The 20,886-nt window shown below is 47.8% G+C and carries 27 protein-coding genes and 5 pseudogenes; 24 read left to right on the plus strand and 8 right to left on the minus strand.

Annotation, left to right across the window (positions count from 1 at the left end):
- Positions 1–132 precede the first annotated feature (132 nt).
- The 13 genes and pseudogenes from AC0IXI_RS06270 to AC0IXI_RS06330 form a co-directional block, all read left to right on the plus strand.
- A pseudogene (locus tag AC0IXI_RS06270) lies at positions 133–333 on the plus strand (ash family protein); the annotation flags it as partial.
- 41 nt (positions 334–374) lie between these two features.
- Positions 375–572, plus strand: a complete 198-nt coding sequence (locus AC0IXI_RS06275; RefSeq protein WP_471683207.1) for a host cell division inhibitor Icd-like protein — start codon at positions 375–377, stop codon at positions 570–572.
- Positions 565–771: a hypothetical protein gene (locus AC0IXI_RS06280; RefSeq protein ID WP_471683266.1), complete on the plus strand. Its 207-nt coding sequence runs from the start codon at positions 565–567 to the stop codon at positions 769–771. Before AC0IXI_RS06275 ends, AC0IXI_RS06280 begins: the two co-directional genes overlap by 8 nt.
- Positions 768–956 (plus strand): hypothetical protein, encoded by a 189-nt coding sequence (locus AC0IXI_RS06285; protein WP_471682104.1) that lies wholly within the window; start codon positions 768–770, stop codon positions 954–956. The genes AC0IXI_RS06280 and AC0IXI_RS06285 overlap by 4 nt, the downstream gene beginning before the upstream one ends.
- A 26-nt stretch (positions 957–982) precedes the next feature.
- Complete coding sequence (locus tag AC0IXI_RS06290; RefSeq protein ID WP_471682105.1) at positions 983–1,192, plus strand: hypothetical protein; 210 nt, start codon at positions 983–985, stop codon at positions 1,190–1,192.
- Positions 1,189–1,374 carry a hypothetical protein gene (locus tag AC0IXI_RS06295; RefSeq protein WP_471682106.1) on the plus strand — a complete coding sequence of 62 codons (186 nt, stop codon included), beginning with the start codon at positions 1,189–1,191 and terminating at the stop codon, positions 1,372–1,374. The genes AC0IXI_RS06290 and AC0IXI_RS06295 overlap by 4 nt, the downstream gene beginning before the upstream one ends.
- Entirely contained in the window at positions 1,371–1,598 is a 228-nt protein-coding gene (locus tag AC0IXI_RS06300) for a hypothetical protein (protein ID WP_471682107.1), read from the plus strand. The genes AC0IXI_RS06295 and AC0IXI_RS06300 overlap by 4 nt, the downstream gene beginning before the upstream one ends.
- Positions 1,595–2,209 (plus strand): hypothetical protein, encoded by a 615-nt coding sequence (locus AC0IXI_RS06305; RefSeq protein ID WP_471682108.1) that lies wholly within the window; start codon positions 1,595–1,597, stop codon positions 2,207–2,209. Before AC0IXI_RS06300 ends, AC0IXI_RS06305 begins: the two co-directional genes overlap by 4 nt.
- A gap of 9 nt (positions 2,210–2,218) precedes the next feature.
- Entirely contained in the window at positions 2,219–2,569 is a 351-nt protein-coding gene (locus AC0IXI_RS06310; RefSeq protein ID WP_064553370.1) for a hypothetical protein, read from the plus strand.
- Positions 2,562–5,018, plus strand: a complete 2,457-nt coding sequence (locus AC0IXI_RS06315; RefSeq protein WP_471682109.1) for a primase-helicase zinc-binding domain-containing protein — start codon at positions 2,562–2,564, stop codon at positions 5,016–5,018. The genes AC0IXI_RS06310 and AC0IXI_RS06315 overlap by 8 nt, the downstream gene beginning before the upstream one ends.
- Positions 5,019–5,646: 628 nt before the next feature.
- Positions 5,647–5,778 (plus strand): hypothetical protein, encoded by a 132-nt coding sequence (locus AC0IXI_RS06320; protein WP_471682110.1) that lies wholly within the window; start codon positions 5,647–5,649, stop codon positions 5,776–5,778.
- Positions 5,775–6,203, plus strand: coding sequence for a single-stranded DNA-binding protein (locus AC0IXI_RS06325; protein ID WP_471682111.1), 429 nt, complete (start codon positions 5,775–5,777; stop codon positions 6,201–6,203). Before AC0IXI_RS06320 ends, AC0IXI_RS06325 begins: the two co-directional genes overlap by 4 nt.
- Before the next feature lie 20 nt (positions 6,204–6,223).
- Complete coding sequence (locus tag AC0IXI_RS06330) at positions 6,224–6,499, plus strand: PerC family transcriptional regulator (RefSeq protein ID WP_471682112.1); 276 nt, start codon at positions 6,224–6,226, stop codon at positions 6,497–6,499.
- A gap of 129 nt (positions 6,500–6,628) precedes the next feature.
- Here the strand turns inward: AC0IXI_RS06330 and AC0IXI_RS06335 are convergent, their stop codons facing one another.
- Positions 6,629–7,069 carry a hypothetical protein gene (locus tag AC0IXI_RS06335; RefSeq protein WP_471682113.1) on the minus strand — a complete coding sequence of 147 codons (441 nt, stop codon included), beginning with the start codon at positions 7,067–7,069 and terminating at the stop codon, positions 6,629–6,631.
- Between the two features lie 64 nt (positions 7,070–7,133).
- Positions 7,134–7,454 (minus strand): hypothetical protein, encoded by a 321-nt coding sequence (locus AC0IXI_RS06340; RefSeq protein WP_471682114.1) that lies wholly within the window; start codon positions 7,452–7,454, stop codon positions 7,134–7,136.
- A gap of 634 nt (positions 7,455–8,088) precedes the next feature.
- Between AC0IXI_RS06340 and AC0IXI_RS06345 the strand changes: the two genes are divergently transcribed.
- The 3 genes from AC0IXI_RS06345 to AC0IXI_RS06355 all read left to right on the plus strand — a co-directional run bounded on the left by AC0IXI_RS06345 (position 8,089) and on the right by AC0IXI_RS06355 (position 10,115).
- A complete protein-coding gene (locus AC0IXI_RS06345; RefSeq protein WP_471682115.1) occupies positions 8,089–8,274 on the plus strand; it encodes a hypothetical protein in 186 nt (61 codons plus the stop codon).
- A 194-nt stretch (positions 8,275–8,468) separates the two neighbouring features.
- Positions 8,469–9,383, plus strand: a complete 915-nt coding sequence (locus tag AC0IXI_RS06350) for a hypothetical protein (RefSeq protein WP_471682116.1) — start codon at positions 8,469–8,471, stop codon at positions 9,381–9,383.
- Between the two features lie 39 nt (positions 9,384–9,422).
- Positions 9,423–10,115, plus strand: a complete 693-nt coding sequence (locus tag AC0IXI_RS06355; protein WP_471682117.1) for a hypothetical protein — start codon at positions 9,423–9,425, stop codon at positions 10,113–10,115.
- Between the two features lie 19 nt (positions 10,116–10,134).
- On the opposite strand, the gene AC0IXI_RS06360 is transcribed toward AC0IXI_RS06355, so the two are convergent.
- Positions 10,135–10,545 carry a hypothetical protein gene (locus tag AC0IXI_RS06360; RefSeq protein ID WP_471682118.1) on the minus strand — a complete coding sequence of 137 codons (411 nt, stop codon included), beginning with the start codon at positions 10,543–10,545 and terminating at the stop codon, positions 10,135–10,137.
- Between the two features lie 234 nt (positions 10,546–10,779).
- On the opposite strand from AC0IXI_RS06360, the pseudogene AC0IXI_RS06365 reads away from it, so the two are divergent.
- The 3 genes and pseudogenes from AC0IXI_RS06365 to AC0IXI_RS06375 all read left to right on the plus strand — a co-directional run.
- A pseudogene (locus AC0IXI_RS06365) lies at positions 10,780–11,154 on the plus strand (DUF2280 domain-containing protein); the annotation flags it as partial.
- Between the two features lie 523 nt (positions 11,155–11,677).
- Positions 11,678–11,923 (plus strand): excisionase family protein, encoded by a 246-nt coding sequence (locus AC0IXI_RS06370; RefSeq protein ID WP_471682119.1) that lies wholly within the window; start codon positions 11,678–11,680, stop codon positions 11,921–11,923.
- Between the two features lie 29 nt (positions 11,924–11,952).
- Positions 11,953–12,240 (plus strand): excisionase family protein, encoded by a 288-nt coding sequence (locus AC0IXI_RS06375; RefSeq protein WP_471682120.1) that lies wholly within the window; start codon positions 11,953–11,955, stop codon positions 12,238–12,240.
- Between the two features lie 296 nt (positions 12,241–12,536).
- Here AC0IXI_RS06375 and AC0IXI_RS06380 read toward each other — a convergent pair whose 3' ends face one another.
- Both AC0IXI_RS06380 and AC0IXI_RS06385 read right to left on the minus strand, forming a co-directional pair.
- The gene (locus AC0IXI_RS06380) at positions 12,537–12,908 is read right to left on the minus strand and encodes a hypothetical protein (protein WP_471682121.1); all 372 of its coding nucleotides are present in this window, start codon (positions 12,906–12,908) and stop codon (positions 12,537–12,539) included.
- Between the two features lie 292 nt (positions 12,909–13,200).
- Positions 13,201–13,812 (minus strand): lysozyme inhibitor LprI family protein, encoded by a 612-nt coding sequence (locus AC0IXI_RS06385; protein ID WP_134184947.1) that lies wholly within the window; start codon positions 13,810–13,812, stop codon positions 13,201–13,203.
- 298 nt (positions 13,813–14,110) lie between these two features.
- On the opposite strand from AC0IXI_RS06385, the gene AC0IXI_RS06390 reads away from it, so the two are divergent.
- On the plus strand, positions 14,111–15,019 hold the full coding sequence (locus tag AC0IXI_RS06390; RefSeq protein ID WP_471682122.1) for a transporter substrate-binding domain-containing protein: 909 nt from the start codon (positions 14,111–14,113) through the stop codon (positions 15,017–15,019).
- A 53-nt stretch (positions 15,020–15,072) separates the two neighbouring features.
- On the opposite strand, the pseudogene AC0IXI_RS06395 reads toward AC0IXI_RS06390, so the two are convergent.
- Both AC0IXI_RS06395 and eutB read right to left on the minus strand, forming a co-directional pair.
- A pseudogene (locus tag AC0IXI_RS06395) lies at positions 15,073–15,311 on the minus strand (ethanolamine ammonia-lyase light chain EutC); the annotation flags it as partial.
- Positions 15,278–15,402, minus strand: a pseudogene (eutB, locus tag AC0IXI_RS06400) (ethanolamine ammonia-lyase subunit EutB); the annotation flags it as partial. The pseudogenes AC0IXI_RS06395 and eutB, both read right to left, overlap by 34 nt.
- A gap of 152 nt (positions 15,403–15,554) precedes the next feature.
- Between eutB and AC0IXI_RS06405 the strand changes: the two are divergent.
- Positions 15,555–15,776, plus strand: coding sequence for a zinc ribbon domain-containing protein (locus AC0IXI_RS06405; protein ID WP_471682123.1), 222 nt, complete (start codon positions 15,555–15,557; stop codon positions 15,774–15,776).
- A gap of 3 nt (positions 15,777–15,779) precedes the next feature.
- Here AC0IXI_RS06405 and xseA read toward each other — a convergent pair whose 3' ends face one another.
- Entirely contained in the window at positions 15,780–17,162 is a 1,383-nt protein-coding gene (gene xseA, locus AC0IXI_RS06410) for an exodeoxyribonuclease VII large subunit (RefSeq protein WP_413498745.1), read from the minus strand.
- Between the two features lie 169 nt (positions 17,163–17,331).
- Here xseA and guaB point away from each other — a divergent pair, with 169 nt between their 5' ends.
- The 3 genes and pseudogenes from guaB to AC0IXI_RS06425 form a co-directional block, all read left to right on the plus strand.
- Positions 17,332–18,798 (plus strand): IMP dehydrogenase, encoded by a 1,467-nt coding sequence (guaB, locus tag AC0IXI_RS06415; RefSeq protein WP_064513024.1) that lies wholly within the window; start codon positions 17,332–17,334, stop codon positions 18,796–18,798.
- 68 nt (positions 18,799–18,866) lie between these two features.
- Positions 18,867–20,444: a glutamine-hydrolyzing GMP synthase gene (guaA, locus tag AC0IXI_RS06420; protein ID WP_064513022.1), complete on the plus strand. Its 1,578-nt coding sequence runs from the start codon at positions 18,867–18,869 to the stop codon at positions 20,442–20,444.
- 306 nt (positions 20,445–20,750) lie between these two features.
- Positions 20,751–20,837: pseudogene (locus tag AC0IXI_RS06425) on the plus strand (Arm DNA-binding domain-containing protein); the annotation flags it as partial.
- Positions 20,838–20,886 lie beyond the last annotated feature (49 nt).

Consider the following 20,886-nt stretch of genomic DNA (forward strand, 5'->3'; position numbering starts at 1 on the left):
GAGTTTTCGGAGTCCATAAAAAAGGGCGACGAGTTTCGCAGCACCATAAAAAAGGGCTTGCAGCCATCCGTTGCTATGGGATACGGTAACGACGCACCAGCAAAATCTGGTGCCGGGATTGGCGTCCTGAATATGCATACGGCGACACATGACGCGCCTAGCGTCTTTTTTTGTGTCGTAAGCTTTGCTCACCCTTTTTTCAGCGTTGCGGTTATAATCCGCGCCGCTCACAAAATTATGGTGGGCTGGGCAGGGGCATCGAAAGATGCGCCGGACTCCGTATGCTCCGGTTACGCCAACCCTGCTCAGTTCACCACCAGTGAAATTGGCGTTTCCGGTGGTGGATTCATTCCATTGCATACGGAGGCTGCCTCATGGCTACTACCCTCGCCCAGGTCACACCAGAATTTATCTGGATTATCGCCGCAGTTCGCCGCGATTGTCCGACAATCAAAGCCGTTATCCACCATATCCCTGCTGTCTCAGAACAAGAAGCCCGTCGCGCTCTTGCGCGTGAACATGTTTGCTTCTTCGCTGGTCGCATCCTCGTACAGGGGATGCCAAATGCTTAAATCCTACGATTTGCCCATCAACCCAACAGAACGCACCGGGCAGCTCATTTCATTGGCTGAGTTGATGCGTGATGTTCTCGAAAGCGATTCGGATAACCGTGAGGAATATCTGGCAACGCTTATCGGCCTGTTCGAAATCTCCATTCGTGATCTGCATTGTCTGCTGGAAGGCAGCGAATTGCCGGAGGTAGCAGCATGAAACCTATGCACCTTATTGATGCTGAGTGCCGGGTAAAGCAGGCGGAACGTGTGCTGGCTATCTGGCTTGAATCTGGCTTATTTGGCGCAGAAAGCGCCGACATGATCGGGGCATTAGTGACGCTTCTGGATGGCGTACATGACTCAATCGAGCACTTTCGTGTTAGCGGGGAGGGTTCCCTATGAACCAGCAAACCGTCAGGAAGGCTGCCATGGCTAAGCCACTCATTACCCAACATGCTCAATACGAATTCACTCTCAGTCTCTTACATGGCATCCAGGCATCATTGATCGCTCTGGAAAGCTCAATAGACAAAATGGATGACGAAGACGTCAAGGCTGCCATTTCAGCGAACCGCTTTGTTGCCGCTGGTGCGTTTGATGCGTTGCTCGCGTTACGAAAATGGGAGGGTTCACTATGAGCAGCGAGATCACTATGTCTGATGTGATGTGCCGAATCATACAGGCGCAAACGGTGCTTAAACTCTGGCTTTTGGTGCTGACAACGGACGATGGCCGCACCCCTGATATGGTCGATTCAATTCTGACCATCCTTGATGGCCTGCCTGATGTTATCGCGGAAGACATGGAGCGTAAGCCATGAGCCAGCAGACCTTAGTCACAGACCAGATATTTTTCAAAACAGCCATGTGCCGTGTCGGGCAGATAGAGGCGTCGTTAATCGCCCTGGAATATGCCGCAGAGCAAATGGATATCACATGTGTTGAAGCGGCATTAGCCGGCATTCGTGCGCTGACCACCAGTCTTTATTCGCAGCTTGAAAGCACTCAGAAGTATGAGCTGGCGATGATGGAGGGTAAGTCATGAGCAACCTTTTAACGTTCCCAAAGACTACGACAAATCACGTTGTTACCCACATTGAAGCCACACCAGATGGCCTCAGACTGGATAATCGCATCATTGGCTACAGCGGAGTGATTCGCCAGCTCGAGGCCGGGCAGTTTGATTCCTCACTGGCTAACGGCTTGTGGGTGCTGGCAGAGATCCAACTGGCTGACACTAACAACTGGTTTTCCCCTTCTGATGAGCAGATGGCAATTATCTGGCGCTGGCTGATTGCCTGCCTCTTCATCCATGAGCAGCAGGACAAAAACGGCACAGTGGATGTAACCAATGAGGACGGCGGCACTGACAGGGCGGTTATCTATGCCGGGGAGCATGGCGGTATGTCGATTTATCCCATCACAGAGCGCTGTTCATTAGCGATCCATATCGAGGGTATTGCTCTTGAGAAGTACGGGGCGGTAACAGGCATGGAGCGGGCTATTCAGCTTTATCAGGGCATGGTTGAGCTTAATCCAGACACTGACGCACTGCGTTTGTCTCAGTGGGGGCGTGAAAGCCTCACGATGCTCCATGACGATTTTATCAAGATGCTGAATGCCGAAGGGATTCCAGCCGCACCAACAGCGCACTAAGGGAACAACATGATCACTAAAAACTTTCGTCTTAATGCGCTGGCTAACCAGTACGCCGCCGCGCTGTATAACCGCATTACCACCACCAGCAATGGCGAGCATTTCATGCTGGATGCTGGCGGTGAACCGGTACGCGTTGAAATTGTTAACGGCATTCAGGGCATACGCCCATTGGTAGATAGTTACTTACTTGAACCACTAAAAGGAATTGGTCCTCTGTGGGAAAACTCATGCATTACCTTGCTGAGTAAATGCGTGAACGGTGCCGAAGTTACGGAAAAAGGCTGGGATATCTGGCAAAGCATGGTCAGTGATATGGGCGCGAGTCTTGCGGATAACGAAGGGGCATTCCATGCGTAATATCGACCTCATCCGCGAAGTGACCAGCGCCGCCGCTAATCAGTGGGATTCTGTCCTGGCTGGCCTGAATATCGATGTTCCTGACTCACCTCGCCACCATGCCCCATGCCCGGCATGCGGGGGTGATGACCGCTTTCGCTTTGATGATAACGGGCGTGGCGCTCACATCTGCAACGTATGCGGCGCAGGTGACGGACTAGACCTGATCAAGAAGGTGAATAACTGCGACACCACAGAGGCCGCGAAGATGGTGGCTGATGTGCTGGGTATTGATTACCGGGCAGCCGAACCCGACAAAGAAGCAGCCAGCCAGAGAAGAAACCAACTGGACACTGAACGCCAGCAACGCGAACAGGTGCGACAGCAGCAGACAGCAACGGAGACGGAGCAACGCCGCAAAACCTTTGCCGATAAATACCAGACACTGGTGGCACAGGCCGCACCAGGTGAAAGCGAATACCTGAAATCAAAAGGGCTGAACGGGTTCCGTTATCCGATCCTGCCTGATGGTTCATTGCTGCTGGGGCTGGTAGATGAGTCCGGCACAGTCACCGCCGCGCAGACGATTACCGCTGATGGGGTTAAACGCCTGTTAGCGGGTTCGGCAAAGCGTGGGGCATACCATGCCGTAAACGCACCAGAAACGCCGCAGACCATTGTGATTGGTGAAGGGCTGGCGACAGTCTTATCCGTTCACCTGATGTTCCCTGACGCGCTGGCAGTAGCAGCAATCGACGCGGGCAACTTGTTACCGGTAGCGGAGCTGATGAGAAAGAAATACCCAGAGGACAAAATTGTCCTCATCGCCGATAACGACCAGCAGGGAGGTGGCTCCGAAACCAGAGGCACCAACATCGGGAAAGAAGCCGCACAGAAAGCTGCTTTATCCGTGGCTGGCTGGGTATCAGTACCACCGACAGACCATAAAGCCGACTGGAACGACTACCACCAGCAAAACGGGCTGGAAGCCGCTACACAGGCGTTTAATGAATCCATGTACCAACCGCAGGGGAAGGATGTGAAACCAGTGCTACAGGCCATTGAGGGTGGTAAAGCGCCCCGTGTCACCAGCTCCGCCGATATTGCTCAGATGGCTGCAAGTCAGAAAGCAAAACTGCTCTCCAGTCGCTGGGGGAAGCTGGCGGTAAATCCAGATAGCGCATCGGTGTACTGCTACGATTCTGGCGTATGGTCAAAACTGAATGACAGCGAGCTTGAACGCGTCATGGTAACTATTTTTGAAGAGCACGAAGCGCATTACACCGAGAAGGGGATTAAGTCCGTAGTGGCAACCATGAAGCTACAGCTTCCGATTCTTGGTGAGCAGCGTTGTGACCTGATAGGTTTTGAAAATGGTGTTTATGATCTGTCTACGCAGACATTCACCAAACATAGCCCGGAAAACTGGCTGATGAACCACAACGGGATAACCTATACCTCCCCCGCACCCGGCGAGAACCTCAGCACTCACGCACCGAACTTTACCCGCTGGCTGACACATGCCACCGAGGGCGGCGACCAGAAGGCCGAACGCATTAAAGCAGCATTATTTATGGTGCTGGCAAAACGTCACGACTGGCAGTTATTCATTGAAGTAACAGGTGAAGGCGGTAGCGGGAAATCAGTCTTCAGTGCCATTGCCACTGCTCTTGCAGGAGAGCACAACACAGCCAGTGGAAGTATGTCCACACTGGATCTTGCCCGTGGACGTGCGCAGTTCGTTGGCAAAAGCCTGATACTGATGCCAGATCAGACCCGCTATGTTGGTGAAGGCGCAGGCATCAAGGCTATTACAGGCGGCGACCCGGTAGAGATAGACGGTAAGTATGAGAAACAATTTACGACCGTGCTTAACGCTGTTGTGCTGGCAACCAACAACGAACCAATGACATTTACCGAGCGTAACGGAGGTATTGCCCGCCGTCGTGTGATATTCCCGTTCAACAACCCGGTATCTGATGCAGGGAAAGACCCAGATTTAACAGCGAAGATCCGCCGTGAAATTCCGGTAATTATTCGTCACCTGCTGGACGCATTTGCCGACCAGAACAAAGCAAAATTATTACTCATCGAGCAGCGTGACTCACTGGAAGCACTGGACGTGAAACGCGGCACTGATCCGGTCATTGATATGTGCGCAGCGCTTTTTTTCATGGATAAACCGAATGGTCTGATGATGGGCGGTGGAACATGGTCAGGCCAGCCAGAGCCAAGGGCATATCTTTATCACCTATACCTTGCGTTCATTGAGTATCACGGCCTGGGCAAACCGCTGTCGGTCAATAAATTCTCACGCGCTATTAAGTCAGCCGCCAAGGAGTACCGTGCCGCATACCTGACGAGACAGATTAACGGACGAGCGCAAACCAATGTCAGCCTCACCGAGCTTGCGGAGGAGTTCTTACCGCGTGCTTTCGGATGCGCAATTTCCAACGATGATGATGAGTAATTGTTTACCGGTAGATTTATCCCTACTGCCCTACCAAAATCGCCACAAGCCAGATGTGACAAGGCTTTGAGGTTGGTAGGGATATATATTTCTATGTCTACTTAACCCTACATATCCCTACAAGATTTATTTGTTCCAGTGGGCATTGGTAGGGATAAGTAGGGAATTGGTAGGGATGTGAAAACAGAAGCCCTACCATCCAAAGGCCGCGTCGTTACTGGGTTTGTGATGATTTTTAGTGGCTGGTAGGGATGTAGGGCAATGATTGCCTTAAAAGATTTACAAGGGGGGGCAGAAATGACCAGGAAAGTAATCAGAAAGGAGGAAACCTAGTGTTGAAAAAGAAATCAGTGGTGCCAAGAAAATTTATCTCAACTACTGGCAGGCCGATGTTATGCGTTCCAGGTGATCAGCTTGAATACTGTGATAAACATAAATACCCCATATTGGTCGTCTGGAAGCGAACTAGGTATGCAGATGTGACGTGGCTAAATGAGCCGTACCAACGTTCACACGGCTGGCTATGGGCGCAGGAGGATTTCAGACTGGATATTGAGTCCAGGGGGAAGCCATCTTTCAGCGTTACTCTCTTGGGAAAAAATCTGCCCGTGCTGTTCAGTACAGCATGATGACGCTGTACGAACTGACGATTGTCGACGCAGAGAAAGCGGCTTGTGAACTGTTCGATATGACGTTAGAGATCATCGCAGAATATGAGGCAAGACACGCCGCAGACACACAACAGGTGAACCACGCATGACAGCACAAATTTCAGCATACGGGCGGCTGGTGGCAGATCCCCAGACCCGCACCACAGCGAACGACAAGCAAATGACTATGGCACGGCTGGCGGTATCTCTACCCTGCCATACGGGGCCGAACGGTGAAGCCACTTACTGGCTGGGCGTTGTAGCATTTGGTAAGCAGGCTGAATTACTGGCAAAGCACCAGAAAGGCGACCTGATAAGCGTGGCGGGAAACATGCAGCTTAATCAGTGGTCAGGTCAGGACGGCGTACAGAAAGAACAACCGCAGGTCATAGTCGACAGTGTGATTAGCGCCAGAACAACACGGCCCGCAGGTAAAGCCAGCCAGGGTAAAACCTCACAACCAGAACAGCCGCCCGCTTATGGTCAGGACGATTACAACCAGGCACCGCCCTTTAGCGACGAGGTGCCATTCTGATTAGCGTGGAGGAAAACTAAATGGTGAAAGACAGTAAAGCCGAAGCACTGGAGGCTAAAGGGCTTTATCGCCGTGCTGCCTCACGCTGGCTGGAAGTGATGGCGCAATGCACGGAAGATGTAGATCGTGACTGGATAAAAGACCACCGTGATGATTGTATGAATAAAGTCAGGAAGCCAGCTGTTTTGCTGGACAACTTTGGTGGCCTGCATAAAGCAGCGACAGAGGCACAGCAGCGCATGGGGATAGCACAACCAGGTGGGGAAGCATTCAAGCTCAAAGACAAAAATAAGTAGACCGTAGTCGGCAAAATATTTTGCTGTGTACCAGCGTTACTTCATAGGCCACTTGAGCGGTGGCTTTTTTACGTTCTTTACGTTGCTGCAGAAAACGATTAACAAGCGTAGTGACCAAGGATGGCTATTTTATTTTTTCGACATGTCGGTTCTAGTGAAAATCTTACCATCACACAAAAAATCAGTAACCTTACCATTTTTGACGCCAGCTTCCCCAAAATCACATACATCTCCTGCAACTTTGTTAAGTGTCACATAGGTATCGTGTACTGTTTGGCTAAAGATAGCTTTTTCATTTTTAGCGCTCACCAAAATATGGTGGTCAGAATCATTAATATTCCAAACTTTGAGAATCGACGTTTCACCCAGATCATTCCTAGTAAATTCTGCTGGAGTTTGGTTTTTTACAACACCCTCAGCCTTAGATATCAAATTTTTATCATTGAAATATTTTGATATTTTCTCATAGGCGAAAGTTGAACCGCTTACCACGGCCAGAATAATTGAGATTATAAGCAACCATTTCATGAGGCGCTTAAGGTCATCGTAAATTGTTGCGGAAATACCCATTATCATCTCCTTAATATCTCCTTCGTACCGTGGGTTAACCATCTGGCACTTGAAGTTAGTCTGCTTATTTTCTTATTGGCTGCATGTCATAAACATAATTGCCGATTACAGCCTTTATGGAATACCCCTTACCTATATCTCTGCTCAGGATGGCCACTTCAGGCGAGTATGAATATGAGTAATGGTAGGTGTTGCAAGTGAGAGTCCAGCCATTAATTAACGTGATTTTTTTATCGTGCTCACACCCTTTAAAATCACCATCCACTCTGGTGATTTTGGCTACCGTGTACCCTTCAAAGTCGGAAAAATCACTGGCATCCAAAGCAAACGCTTGTCCTGAAAGCAGGTACAGACCTGCTGCTGCGACAACAAATACTCTATGCATTTAACCTCCTAATATTTCACATCACCCTATCATAGCCGAGCGTTACTGATATCCATCCGAATCAAAAAACACACCCTGATAGCTAAATGTTTCGTTAAGCCGGTACCGTGCCGAAAGGTTAAAAGATAAACAACTGACTGGGATGAAGAGAACCTGTCAAAATCTGATATCCGAATGTGACTCCTCAACTCATGTTAGTTATGAGCCCCTGGAGTTTCGCGCCCAATACGCGCGCGCGAGTACCGGGGCATTAAAATGCGTGAAGATTTTTCGGAAGTCATTACGCGAGGAAGATTAATCGGTCATCACTACACTGGCGGGAAGGTTTTTCGGACATCACAACGCGAGCCGTGGGGTTTCGGGACAAGTACGCGTACGCGCGCGCGAGACGAGTTTTCGGAGTCCATAAAAAAGGCCGGCGCAGGATTGATGAAAACTGTTCTTATGCGGGGTGGTTGTCAGAAGCTGTCATTGAGCGCGGTTAACTGACTATCCAAAAGCTAGTTTGCTAACGCTAAGGTAGCACTAAGGTTTGCACCGGAAACAAAGTCTCAGAGCACGAACCGCAAAATGGTACATCCTGTTTTCCAGTCGATATAATGAGCATACATCACAGCCAGCTGGGAAAATAACCATGACACCACGCGAGATTGAATTACTCACCATCGCCAAGCTGGAGCATGAAGGCCACCAGCTCACCCCGGCAGACCAGCGAGAGATTCACCGTTCAATACAAGACAGCATCACGCACCGTAACCGCTTCAGGAGCATGATGACCAGCCCGGCCTACCAGTGGAAGAAGCCCATTGCTAAACGCTAAATCAATGCTCTAATTTTAGTGTGATGAACGTCTGAATTTAAATATTTCAACATTTTCGGTCTTTGTACCCTTTCCTGCATCCCGAACCATCAGCAAAGTTAAAAAGACGAAAAAATCGCATTCAAATTGTTAATAAATAAACTATTATACTTTATAAATAATGTTCGTAATTTTGTTTAATCGTAGGTGAACAATTGACTGTCGCTGATTTTGTCGAGAGTAACCTCGGCACTGATTTAAGAAAAAAATTAGAAAGAATTGGAACTGGTGGTGCTAGCAATCAGAAAGGTAGCAAGTACGAGTCTTTTTTTGCAGTGGCAAAAATTTGTTCGGCTGTAGCTTCATCATTAAAAAACTCTAGTTTTGATAACTACTCAGTTTCTACGCAGGAGTTGGCATTTGTTGACGACATTTGCTATCAAGTGCATGATCTGAAAGAAAAAAATAACTACCAAGCGAAGAATTCATCTGGCTCCCCATCATCATGGACAAAAGATATTGAAGAGCGCTGTGCTTACCAGAAAGATATTGATTTGAATTATCACGGTGCGAAAGTATCAAAAAGCGTCCTGTTAGTGAGCTCAAGATCGAAATGTCAGAGGAATATTAAAAAAATCCCAGTAAGTATGCGAACTTTCTGCTATTGCGAATATTTTCCCTATCTTGAAAGTTCAGTTGAGCTCATACTAGCTCACCAGCCATTGCGAAAGGATTTAGAAGCAATTTGTGCGGAAAGTAACCTCCAGACACTTGATACTGCTTTTAAAATCATTCACAGTTCATGGGCAACACATAATTCTTCGGAAAAACGTACAGTAGGCGATATAGTCGGTGAGGCAAAAAGGATATCTCGGCCCAATATATTTCATGGATTGATTCCAGTTCGGCAAGTGCCTAACTGGTTGATGGAAAAATGCGCATCTTTTAACGGATGTGGCGCTCGTGTACAATCCGGCATCGTTTATGTGCGCTATAATGGGTTAGAAATTTCAGTGCCTAATGCTCCTGAAGACCTAACTCCTGAGCTTGAAAGAAATTTACTAGACGCAAAGAAAGTAGATGCCTTCATGCAATTGCTCACGAACTTTACTAAGCAAAGCTTCATTTAAAGCTTTGATCGCGTAATAAAAATGAGGTAGGGAGGGATAATGACCGCTCCGGAAAACAGAAGTTTTAGCCCATATGCAAGTGAGAGTGCTAAGGCTGAGCTTCAAAATTTATTGAAAAATGATGTTAGTCCACAGGAATACCAAGCAGCCATGAAGCTATTGGGTTCAATGTTGGGTGATGTCCTTTCTCCCTTAATTCCACACTCAGCGAAGTGTTTGGTTGTGTCTACGGCTGAAGATGCTGATTATCTTTCTCGCGGAGTTTTGGATGGCTTGAAGTCTTGTCATATAGCCAAAACTGCTGTTTTTTGGAACAATCATTATTCTTTGGATAACGGTGTGAGTGTCGCGCCGATCGTTCATAAATTTTTAGAGCCTGGCTATGAAAAATCTAGTCAACTCGTGATTGTTAAATCGATAATCTCAGGTAGCTGTGTTGTAAGAACCAATCTTTTGGAAGTTATTGAACAGGTTAAAGTCCAAACAATTTACATAGTGTCACCAGTGATGCACAAAAACTCAGAGAATTCTTTGAAGAGTGAGTTTCCATCAAAAATAAGTAAAAAATTTAAGTTTGTTTATTTCGCACAAGATGCTGAAAAAAATGAAACTTCAGGTGAAGTTATCCCTGGAATTGGTGGAGAAGTTTACGGAAAGCTTGGACTTGAGAATCAACCAGCAAAAGCTGGATTCATACCTGAACTCGTAAAAGAGCTAACACATATGCACTAAGCCCTCTCAGAGGGCTTTTTTATTTGGTCGTTAATCTGAGCTTCCTTTTCCACGCACTGTAGATGTCCTTATCCCATGCTTTCCCCATTTTAGTCTGATACCCGGCATCATTAAGCCGTTCGGCGATAATGCGCCCATTGTCCAGACCTTCCCTGATGGTATCCGCAACAATCTGGAGCACCGCCGCTTCATTGTAGGGTTGTGATGGTATCCCTTGCTTACCGCCAGCCAGAGCAGCCGCTGCCACTTCCATTCGCTCCACCAGCGCCAGCAGACGATTATCAGGGTTGCTGTCTGGCTGGTTAAGTTTCTGGCGTACTGCCTCAACCAGCCAGGCGGTTTTATCGGTGCCGGACTCATTCACAGCACAGTTGAACGCCCCGACCAGTTCAGCAGGAACGCGGAAAGTAACAGACATTGACTTGCTCATGATGGCTACCTGATAAATAAACAGGTGGATATTTTACCAGCGTAAGACACTGTAAGACAGTGATGAAATTCAATATGCAGGGCTATTCCGGGTGTAAACTTTAGAGCGGTACGCAAAGCAGAAGTACGCAAACACGTACGCAGCGAAAACGCATTATCTGAACGCGTACTTATCAAAATGTAGCGTGGTAAAATTGGCATAAATTTATGACTGAGTATGACAAGGTGGTGATCAATGGCAGCACTAACAGCAGAGGTTAAAGCCTATATAGTTCAGGGGTTGGCCTGCCTCGATACACCATCTCAGGTAGTAAAGGCCGTCCAGGAAGAATTCGGTTTAGTAATCACGCGGCAACAGGTCGAATCGCACGACCCAACAAAGGCGAATGGTAAGAAGCTGGCGCAGAAGTGGGTTGAGCTTTTCCACTTCACCCGCGAGCAGCTCCAGAAAGAATTATCGGGCATTCCGATCGCTAACAAGGCAATCCGATTACGTTCACTGGATCGAATGGCTTCTCAGGCTGAGAGCATGAAGAACTACCCACTAGCAGCACAGCTTATTGAACAGGCTGCGAAGGAGTGCGGTGATATGTATACCAACAGGAAAAAGCGGTAACGGCCCAATGATGGTTTGGTATCCATGCTGGTGGTATCCACTCTGGTATCCACCGAAAAGTAGTAACCAGTAACCACGATCAGTAACCAATAATAGATGGTTACTAGGCTACGACACGTTGCTGGTGGCAATCAGGTAATACTAGCAGAGCGAATATCTTGGCATTGAGCCCACCAGGTCCACACACAGCAGTGCTTACTAGTTAGTTTCCGAGTGATTATCAAACGCCAAAGGCATAGAGCTTGGGATAAGTCGACAGTTTTTGGGATAAATGGGATAACCTTGGGATAAATCTAAAATAATAAGCAATTGATAATAATGATATATTTTGAAGTTATCCCATTATCCCAAGAAATCAGGCACTTTTCTGTATATATAGAAAATCTCTTCATCACATGGTTTCTCCGCACCGCACCAAATCCACACATAAGATTCAGGAAAAGAAACACACCTCCAATAACTGTTGTGATTTGTGAGTTAGCATCGGAGACATAAACACTGGGAATGGAGTTATTCTGTGGCTGAGGATAAATTTATACAGCTGGCGCCAAACAAATGGGTCACTGAAACTGTGCTGATCGCAATTACTGGCCTGCGCGAAGGGACGATTCGTCGGGCCCGCAAAACATCCTGGATGCAGGGGCGAGAATATCTGCATGTATCACCGGAGGGAGAGCCAAAGCCTACCAGTGAGTGCATGTATAACATCGAAGCTATAAATAAATGGATTGAGTCACAGATTAAAAAGCAGCCAAGGAATTGATTTCGCGTTTGAGGCAATTCTTACGCTTAATGATGGCTTTTGTTTACCAGGCTAAAGGGGTTTATGTGGCAGAAAAGAACACAATCCAACTGGTACCCAACAAGTGGGTTTCAGAAGAAGTATTGATGGCTATAACTGGTTTGACGAAGAATGCCATCAAGTCAGCTCGCAGCAAATCATGGATGGAAGGGCGTGAGTACCGACACTACTCAGGAGACTGCCATCCTAGTGATAATAGTCCTATCCTCTACAATCGCTATGAAATTGATAACTGGGTGGAGCGACAACATCCAGCAAAACCGCGTCAATTTAAGTAGGGTAAAACTGATCCAATGATGAATCTAAATTGCCGTGTCTAGGAAGTGATAACCATGTGGCACTTTTCCTGGATAAGTGCCACATGCTACGAGCCTCCTTGTGGCACTTTTCTTCAATAAGTGCCACATGTTACTTCTCATCATGTGGCACTTCTGTCGAGAAAGTGTGACAGGTATATATGACATTAAAGGGGTTTTGACTGGAAAATCAAAAAAGCAGCATCGAATTGGTTTGCTCGGGAAAATGCTTACCACCGAAGCGCCTTAACTGAGTGGCAACTCAATTTTGAGCCGGGTTAACCAACCCGAACGCATACACCATCAATCGCGTTATCAGCCCCAATGCGATCAGGTACAACGGCGCATTGTCCTGGCAGACCGTAACGAGAACAGTTACACCATACGCCTTTACCTGTACCCGATTGCGTAGTGTCCTGTCGTTGTTCGTAGCTGGTTATCTTTTCCAGCAGACCATCATTAACCATAGCCTCAAGTGTTCGCCTAGTGGATTCGAGCTGGTGGCGCCTGTCGAATGACTCCATGCCATACAGAAGGTAAGCCACGCCGGATACATCGAACGGAGGAACGCCAACCTCGCTTGTCACCCATTCAAGCTGTTCCGGCTCAAAGTAGGTGAGTATCTCTTTTTTACGGCTGGTCATTCTCATGGCTGGCTGATTCCTTATTGTGGGATAGATCTATCATACATTAAGGATGGCGCGAGAAAGTTACTGAGGAAGATTTGATAGAGTGAAAAAATGTAGGACAGGCGAGCACTCCTGTTTTTGGTGTACACAAGGGTGTGCCTAATTTTAATATGTAAAATTAAATTCATTTAAAATCAACGTACTTACCCATGTATTTGCTATTCACATCAAGAAAAGCAAATAATTCGTCGCGGAGATAACCGCTTACGAAGAGTAAAAAACCCGGTTTTTACACCGGGTTTTTTTATAACCGTTATTCCTTAATTTGATACTTACTTTGCAGTTCACTCAAACGTTGTTGATAAGAGCCTGCAAGGCATGCGTTTTTATCATCTTCCTTCCAGCACTCATTTCTTCCTTTAATCCATCCACGCTGCTCGGCTTTAATCGTTGAATTATTATGGGATTTTGCCAGCGCCTGTTTGTAGGTTTCGGTCAACTTAAGATCCATTGCTGATAGCGTGGTGCTTTGGCAGATAAGGTCTTCCATGCTGCCTTTAGTTACCGCAGCACAAGAAAATGATGGGCCAGCATTCGTTGTGGTTTTCTTCTGCGCAGCCGGCGCAAAACTTACTTCATCCTCGGCTAAACAGACACCATGGATACGGTTTGGACCTGTATAAGAAATGTCAGGGTTGCCTTCTGTTGAACGCATAATACTGATAACCGTTTTTCCACTGGTTGCCTCCCAATAGGTTGGGCTGCTCTGTTTAATCGTCGCTTTTTGGCCATCAACCCAAACGCCACCATTACCGTCGCTGTATACGCCCCCAGTTTTTCCGCAGCTAAAATTGAATGACTGTGGAGGAGTTGCGAATGAAGCCAGGGGAAGTAGGGCAAGCGCAATTAACGTTAGTTTTTTCATTCTCAAACCTTTAGATGAAGCCGATGATATTCAGTTGATAGTTATAATATAAGTAGCAAATCCATACCCGACAAGTCATAAATCCATATTCAGCACATATCATTTACATAATATGATTATCTTTAAATAACTCCCTCCTGAATTTTAATGAAAAATAATTTATTTCTAACATAAATGAAGGTAAGGGGTTTTAATTTATCACTGATACATTTTAGTGATGTTGAAACCTTGATTTTATCTTCTTTGATATGTATTAATTATACAAAATAAAACACATAAATACGCGGTGAGAATGTTAATGGCTATCCTGCAGGGAATAAAATATGTTGTGATAATGTTTGCTTCTTTGTTATCTTTTTTTGCAAAGGCTGATGACTTAATTCAAAACATTAAAAACAGCCACAGTATAACCTTGTCGTATTTAGATGGAGAATTTCCTTTCTCTTATACGCTTGCAGGTAAGCCTACTGGTGTGGCAATTGATTTATGTGAAAGCGTTGCGCAGCATATCAGCAAGGAGATGGGCGGCACGCCGCTTCAGATTAAGTGGATTAAAGTGGCCCCGGCAGCACGCTTCCAGTCATTGATAAACCACCAGTCTGATATTGAGTGCTCAAACATTACAAACTCTATCGAGCGCCAGCAATATCTCTTGTTTTCTATACCTTATTTTTACGCATCCACCGCATTTATTTCCCACAAAGCTAATCACCTCAGTAACACGAAAGTGCTCTCCGGCCACACCATTTTCGTTACATCAGGTGATATAGCGGTGCAAGCGGTGACGAAACTCAATACTAAATTAGGTTATTCACTTTTCACTCATTTAACTCAATCAGCGCTTTCCGGCTTTGAAGATATGAAATCGACAGACAACTCCGTATTTGTTGCTGATGATATTTTGCTGTATTCGCTTAGGGCAACGAGTTCGAATCCGGAAGAATATGCTCTTTCCAATGATAATCTCATCGATGCACAACCCTTTGCTTTAGCGTTATCCCATGAATCCCGCACTCTACAAAAAGAAGTTAACAATGCGATGATGGAAATATTTGCTGAAGGTGAATTTAACAGAATATATAACAAATGGTTTTTATCTCGTATTCCGCCAGATAATATATTGATTAACATGCCAATGTCGGAGAAGTTGAAGAAGGATATTGCAAAATGGAGCGCTGAGTTTCCTGGGTTACCGGGAAAACAATAGTTTTCTTAATATCCATTAAAATACAAAAATAACATAGCTCACTTTATGCATGCTCATTTCTCCCCGGTAAGCGGTCTGACTTTTTGGTGCAAAGCGGGCTTATAACTTTCCCTTTCAGTTTTACACCAGTTAAACGACGCAAAAATGCCTGCTCTAGTAACCAGGTGAGTTTAAATGCGCCTGCATGATGACTTAGTCCTTCCGGGCGAATATTAGAAATACAGTTGCGTTCTGACCCCAGGCGTTTGCGCTCCGGTTCGCTGCATCGTAAGCCTCTTGCATCAGAGCCAGATTAATTCCCAAACCACTTTTGGCGGCTTCGGTTCCCGCTACAGACTGAAAACTAAGTCCACGGGTGCGCCACGTTCAATCAGCTGCAGTGTTACACCCTTTCAGGGAGTCATGTTGCGACATTTGGGGGAGAGCAACGTCAAAGCGTTGTTGGTGCTTAATGATCGGTTTGTCTTTATCATTAACCCAATAAGTTATTGCGGTTTAAGCCGCAGACTGTCGTTGAATGTAGTCAGGAGTGATGATGGAAATTAAATGCCCAAACTGTGAAAAACAGTTGCTGCAAACAGACTCAGGTGCGCACTGCGAAGCCTGCCAGCAGGATTTTCACCTGGAAGCCCGCTGCCCGGATTGCCACAAACCGTTGGAAGTCTTAAAAGCCTGTGGGGCAGTCGACTATTTCTGCCAGAACGGCCACGGATTGATTTCAAAAAAACGTGTTCAGTTCGTGCCTGTTGCTAACTAAGTTCTAACTTTTCGCAGCAACTTTACGCTTGCGAACAGGTTTCACCGGTGTAATTCCGGTGACCTGGCTTTCCACCCACCCATCTTCCAGGCGCGTTGTTAGCGTATCTCCGGACTGCACCTGTTTGGTTTTCTTCAGAACTTTTCCATCTGTCGCCGTTGTCACACTGTAACCACGTGCAAGCGTTGCCAGAGGACTGACTGCTTCAAGCTGGGCGATAGCGGTGCCAAAGCGCTGCCGGGTATTATTCAGCCGTGCGGTAACGACTTGCGATAAACGGTATTCAAGCTGTTGCAAGCGAGTTTGAGCGCGATGGATTCGTGACTGAGGCTGCTGCTGATTCAAACGCTGCATCAAACGTTGCTGCTGCTGATTGCTGCGGCGCAGTTTTGCGTCCATCGCGACATTTAAGCGTTGCTGCAAGCGCTCAAGCGTCGTTTGCTGACGCGCTAAACGCAGCTGCGGATGCTGCTGTTGTAAACGGTGATACAAACGAGTGAAACGCTGCATGCGCTGGGCGAGATAGTAATCCATCGCCATTTCCATACGCTGTTGGTGAGACTGAATCTGGCGCAGGAGTTCTGTCTGATTACGACTGATAATCTCCGCCGCAGCGGAAGGGGTCGGCGCGCGAATATCTGCCACAAAATCGGCGATCGTGACGTCAGTTTCATGCCCTACGGCGCTAACGACCGGAATCGCACTGGCGAAAATCGCCCGTGCAACGCGCTCATCGTTAAAGCTCCACAAGTCTTCCAGAGAACCGCCGCCGCGTCCGACAATCAGCACATCACACTCTTTGCGAAGGTTGGCAAGCTCGATGGCGCGAACGATTTGCAATGGCGCATCGTTGCCCTGGACCGCAGTCGGGTAAATGATCACTGGCAAAGAGGGGTCACGACGTTTGAGCACATGCAAAATGTCATGCAGCGCAGCACCGGTTTTTGACGTGATGACGCCAACCTGGCGTGCAGGCGTAGGCAATGGCTGCTTGTGAATTTGGTCGAACAAACCTTCAACTGTGAGGCGTTGTTTTAATTCTTCATACTGCTGCTGCAACAGCCCTTCGCCAGCAGGCTGCATACTTTCCACGATTATCTGGTAATCGCCACGCGGCTCGTAAAGCGTGATGGTGGCACGCACCAAAACCTGTTGCCCATGTTGTGGGCGGAAGGTGACACGCCGATTGCTGTTGCGAAACATCGCTCCGCGAATCTGAGCCGTATCGTCTTTAAGTGTGAAGTACCAGTGACCGGAAGCCGGTTGGGTAAAGTTGGAAATTTCACCGCTGATCCACACTTGCCCCATCTCTTGTTCCAGCAGCATGCGGACCGTCTGATTCAGGCGGCTGACGGTAAAAATTGATGGAGTATTTATCGTTGACATGTGACCTGGATCAAATTCTAAATCAGCAAGTTATTCGGTCGATAGTACCTTCCATATCGTACTTGGCAAGGAGTTTTCTGAAAAAAGTGTGGATGCAATCGATTCCGCTCTGTATAATGCCGCGGCAATATTTTATCTGTTCTCATTCACCCCAGGTTGAGATATTGCCATGCTACGAATCGCTAAAGAAGCACTGACGTTTGATGACGTTCTCCTCGTTCCAGCTCACTCTACAGTTCTGCCTAACACGGCCGATCTCAGCACCCAATTGACCAAAACTATTCGTTTGAATATTCCTATGCTGTCCGCAGCAATGGATACCGTAACGGAAGCCCGTCTGGCCATTGCATTGGCTCAGGAAGGTGGACTTGGTTTCATTCACAAAAACATGTCGATTGAACGCCAGGCTTCTGAAGTCAAACGCGTCAAAAAACACGAAAGTGGCGTTGTTACTGACCCACAGACCGTGCTGCCGACAACCACCCTGCACGAAATTAAAGAACTCACCGAGCGTAACGGCTTTGCGGGTTACCCTGTCGTGACCGAAGGTAACGAACTGGTTGGTATTATTACTGGCCGTGATATTCGTTTCGTTACCGATCTGAGCCAGCCTGTTAGCGTGTACATGACTCCGAAAGAGCGTCTGGTTACCGTGAAAGAAGGCGAAGCGCGTGATGTCGTGTTATCCAAAATGCACGAAAAACGTGTTGAGAAAGCGCTGGTTGTAGACAGCAATTTCCATCTGCTCGGTATGATCACCGTAAAAGACTTCCAGAAAGCAGAACGTAAACCTAACGCCTGTAAGGACGACCAGGGCCGTCTGCGTGTTGGGGCAGCCGTTGGCGCAGGTGCGGGCAACGAAGAGCGTATCGACGCTCTGGTAGCCGCTGGAGTCGATGTTTTACTGATTGACTCCTCTCATGGCCATTCCGAAGGCGTTCTGCAACGTATTCGTGATACTCGTGCTAAATATCCTGACCTGCAAATCATCGGCGGTAACGTCGCGACTGCAGCTGGTGCACGTGCTCTGGCTGAAGCCGGTGTGAGCGCGGTTAAAGTGGGTATCGGTCCTGGTTCAATCTGTACTACTCGTATCGTTACCGGCGTAGGTGTTCCGCAAATTACTGCGGTTGCTGATGCTGTTGAAGCACTGGAGGGGACGGGCATTCCCGTTATCGCTGACGGCGGTATCCGTTTCTCTGGTGACATTGCTAAAGCCATCGCGGCTGGCGCATCTGCGGTAATGGTTGGCGGTATGCTGGCAGGGACTGAAGAATCTCCAGGTGAAATCGAACTTTACCAGGGCCGTTCTTTCAAATCCTACCGCGGTATGGGTTCTCTGGGCGCGATGTCCAAAGGCTCTTCTGACCGTTACTTCCAGACTGACAACGCAGCCGATAAACTGGTACCGGAAGGTATCGAAGGTCGTGTGGCGTACAAAGGTCACCTGAAAGCGATAGTTCACCAGCAGATGGGCGGCCTGCGTTCCTGCATGGGTCTGACCGGCTGTGCTACCATCGACGACCTGCGTACCAAAGCGGAATTTGTTCGCATCAGTGGTGCGGGTATTCAGGAAAGTCACGTGCATGATGTGACGATTACTAAAGAGTCCCCAAATTACCGCATGGGCTCCTGATTCTCCTCGCCTGGCTTTATGCCAGGCGATTTTCTTTCTCTGTTTCACTTGCCTCGGAATAAGCGTCAATGACGGAAAATATCCATAAACATCGCATACTTATCCTTGATTTCGGTTCTCAGTACACTCAACTGGTTGCACGCCGTGTGCGTGAACTGGGCGTTTACTGTGAGCTGTGGGCATGGGATGTCACGGAAGCACAGATTCGTGAATTCAATCCAAGCGGTATCATCCTTTCTGGTGGCCCGGAAAGTACTACTGAGCTGAACAGCCCACGTGCGCCTGAATATGTGTTTACTGCAGGTGTACCCGTGTTTGGTGTGTGCTACGGCATGCAGACCATGGCGATGCAGCTTGGCGGCCATGTTGAAGGTTCCAACGAACGTGAGTTCGGCTATGCGCAGGTTGAAGTGAAAACTGACAGCGCACTGGTTCGCGGCATTGAAGACTCCCTGAGTGCAGACGGCAAACCTTTGCTGGATGTCTGGATGAGCCACGGCGATAAAGTCACCGCGATCCCTTCTGACTTCGTCACCGTTGCAAGCACCGAGACTTGCCCGTTTGCGATTATGGCAAACGAAGAAAAACGTTTTTATGGCGTGCAGTTCCACCCGGAAGTGACCCATACCCGCCAGGGCCAGCGTCTGCTGGAGCGTTTTGTTCTGGATATCTGCGGTTGCGAAGCACTGTGGACTCCGGCAAAAATTATCGAAGACGCGATTGTTCGTTTGCGTGAACAAGTGGGCAACGACAAGGTGATTCTTGGCCTGTCTGGTGGCGTGGATTCATCCGTTACCGCCATGCTGCTTCACCGCGCGATTGGCGACCGTCTGACTTGTGTGTTCGTGGATAACGGCCTGCTGCGTTTGAATGAAGCTGAACAAGTGATGGATATGTTTGGCGACCACTTCGGCCTGAATATTATTCACGTTAAAGGCGAAGAGCGTTTCCTGTCCGCATTGAAAGGCGAGAACGATCCAGAAGCGAAACGTAAAATCATCGGCCGCGTGTTTGTTGAAGTGTTTGATGAAGAAGCACTGAAACTGGAAGATGTAAAGTGGTTGGCGCAGGGAACCATTTATCCGGACGTTATCGAATCAGCGGCTTCTGCCACCGGTAAAGCGCACGTCATCAAATCTCACCACAACGTGGGCGGCTTGCCGAAAGAGATGAAGATGGGTCTGGTTGAGCCGTTGCGTGAACTGTTCAAAGACGAAGTGCGTAAAATCGGCCTGGAGCTGGGTCTGCCGTACGACATGCTTTACCGTCACCCGTTCCCGGGGCCAGGTCTTGGCGTGCGTGTGTTGGGCGAAGTGAAGAAAGAGTATTGCGACCTGCTGCGCCGCGCTGATGCTATCTTCATTGAAGAGCTGCATAAAGCCGATCTCTACAACAAAGTGAGCCAGGCGTTCACTGTGTTCCTGCCGGTGCGTTCTGTTGGCGTCATGGGCGACGGTCGTAAATACGATTGGGTTGTATCACTGCGTGCAGTTGAAACCATCGACTTTATGACCGCGCATTGGGCACATCTGCCATACGATTTCCTTGGCCGTGTCTCCAACCGCATTATCAACGAAGTTAACGGCATTTCCCGTGTGGTTTACGATATTTCTGGCAAACCGCCAGCAACTATCGAGTGGGAATGATTTCGCGTCCGGCATTGACTGGCACCAAATAGCAAGAATCACACCTAAGTCCGCGTAATTGCGGGCTTTTTTATTTTTCATCTGGCATTGTCCGGCAATCTTTCGCATCGCCAAGCACCCCTTTTCTATGGCATGGTAGATGGTACTATCTGAACCTGATGCCATGTTTTGTGCTTGATACCATGCTGCCTTCGATGGGTGGCTCATGGTATCTAAATTACATAATATATTGATCTAATTGATTTTTATTAGATGATTACGTGTGTTTTTGAGCATGGTATTTTTAAGTGGAGAATTATCGAAACCATGCTAACCGATACCAAGCTGCGCAATCTCAAACCACAGGATAAGCTCTATAAGGTGAACGACCGCGACGGCCTCTATGTGGCCGTACCGATGTAGAAAAGGCGCCAATTACAGCTCGGGCTAAAGAAGTTGGCAT

This window comes from Buttiauxella sp. AC038 (genome assembly GCF_979253565.1).

Excerpts from the sequence above, each read along its gene's own strand:
- AC0IXI_RS06275 (WP_471683207.1), top strand. The coding sequence starts at position 375 with ATGGCTACTACCCTCGCCCAGGTCACACCAGAATTTATCTGGATTATC.
- AC0IXI_RS06280 (WP_471683266.1), top strand. The coding sequence starts at position 565 with ATGCTTAAATCCTACGATTTGCCCATCAACCCAACAGAACGCACCGGG.
- AC0IXI_RS06285 (WP_471682104.1), top strand. The coding sequence starts at position 768 with ATGAAACCTATGCACCTTATTGATGCTGAGTGCCGGGTAAAGCAGGCG.
- AC0IXI_RS06290 (WP_471682105.1), top strand. The coding sequence starts at position 983 with ATGGCTAAGCCACTCATTACCCAACATGCTCAATACGAATTCACTCTC.
- AC0IXI_RS06295 (WP_471682106.1), top strand. The coding sequence starts at position 1,189 with ATGAGCAGCGAGATCACTATGTCTGATGTGATGTGCCGAATCATACAG.
- AC0IXI_RS06300 (WP_471682107.1), top strand. The coding sequence starts at position 1,371 with ATGAGCCAGCAGACCTTAGTCACAGACCAGATATTTTTCAAAACAGCC.
- AC0IXI_RS06305 (WP_471682108.1), top strand. The coding sequence starts at position 1,595 with ATGAGCAACCTTTTAACGTTCCCAAAGACTACGACAAATCACGTTGTT.
- AC0IXI_RS06310 (WP_064553370.1), top strand. The coding sequence starts at position 2,219 with ATGATCACTAAAAACTTTCGTCTTAATGCGCTGGCTAACCAGTACGCC.
- AC0IXI_RS06315 (WP_471682109.1), top strand. The coding sequence starts at position 2,562 with ATGCGTAATATCGACCTCATCCGCGAAGTGACCAGCGCCGCCGCTAAT.
- AC0IXI_RS06320 (WP_471682110.1), top strand. The coding sequence starts at position 5,647 with ATGACGCTGTACGAACTGACGATTGTCGACGCAGAGAAAGCGGCTTGT.
- AC0IXI_RS06325 (WP_471682111.1), top strand. The coding sequence starts at position 5,775 with ATGACAGCACAAATTTCAGCATACGGGCGGCTGGTGGCAGATCCCCAG.
- AC0IXI_RS06330 (WP_471682112.1), top strand. The coding sequence starts at position 6,224 with ATGGTGAAAGACAGTAAAGCCGAAGCACTGGAGGCTAAAGGGCTTTAT.
- AC0IXI_RS06335 (WP_471682113.1), bottom strand. The coding sequence starts at position 7,069 with ATGGGTATTTCCGCAACAATTTACGATGACCTTAAGCGCCTCATGAAA.
- AC0IXI_RS06340 (WP_471682114.1), bottom strand. The coding sequence starts at position 7,454 with ATGCATAGAGTATTTGTTGTCGCAGCAGCAGGTCTGTACCTGCTTTCA.
- AC0IXI_RS06345 (WP_471682115.1), top strand. The coding sequence starts at position 8,089 with ATGACACCACGCGAGATTGAATTACTCACCATCGCCAAGCTGGAGCAT.
- AC0IXI_RS06355 (WP_471682117.1), top strand. The coding sequence starts at position 9,423 with ATGACCGCTCCGGAAAACAGAAGTTTTAGCCCATATGCAAGTGAGAGT.
- AC0IXI_RS06360 (WP_471682118.1), bottom strand. The coding sequence starts at position 10,545 with ATGAGCAAGTCAATGTCTGTTACTTTCCGCGTTCCTGCTGAACTGGTC.
- AC0IXI_RS06375 (WP_471682120.1), top strand. The coding sequence starts at position 11,953 with ATGATGGCTTTTGTTTACCAGGCTAAAGGGGTTTATGTGGCAGAAAAG.
- AC0IXI_RS06380 (WP_471682121.1), bottom strand. The coding sequence starts at position 12,908 with ATGAGAATGACCAGCCGTAAAAAAGAGATACTCACCTACTTTGAGCCG.
- AC0IXI_RS06385 (WP_134184947.1), bottom strand. The coding sequence starts at position 13,812 with ATGAAAAAACTAACGTTAATTGCGCTTGCCCTACTTCCCCTGGCTTCA.
- AC0IXI_RS06390 (WP_471682122.1), top strand. The coding sequence starts at position 14,111 with ATGGCTATCCTGCAGGGAATAAAATATGTTGTGATAATGTTTGCTTCT.
- AC0IXI_RS06405 (WP_471682123.1), top strand. The coding sequence starts at position 15,555 with ATGGAAATTAAATGCCCAAACTGTGAAAAACAGTTGCTGCAAACAGAC.
- xseA (WP_413498745.1), bottom strand. The coding sequence starts at position 17,162 with ATGTCAACGATAAATACTCCATCAATTTTTACCGTCAGCCGCCTGAAT.
- guaB (WP_064513024.1), top strand. The coding sequence starts at position 17,332 with ATGCTACGAATCGCTAAAGAAGCACTGACGTTTGATGACGTTCTCCTC.
- guaA (WP_064513022.1), top strand. The coding sequence starts at position 18,867 with ATGACGGAAAATATCCATAAACATCGCATACTTATCCTTGATTTCGGT.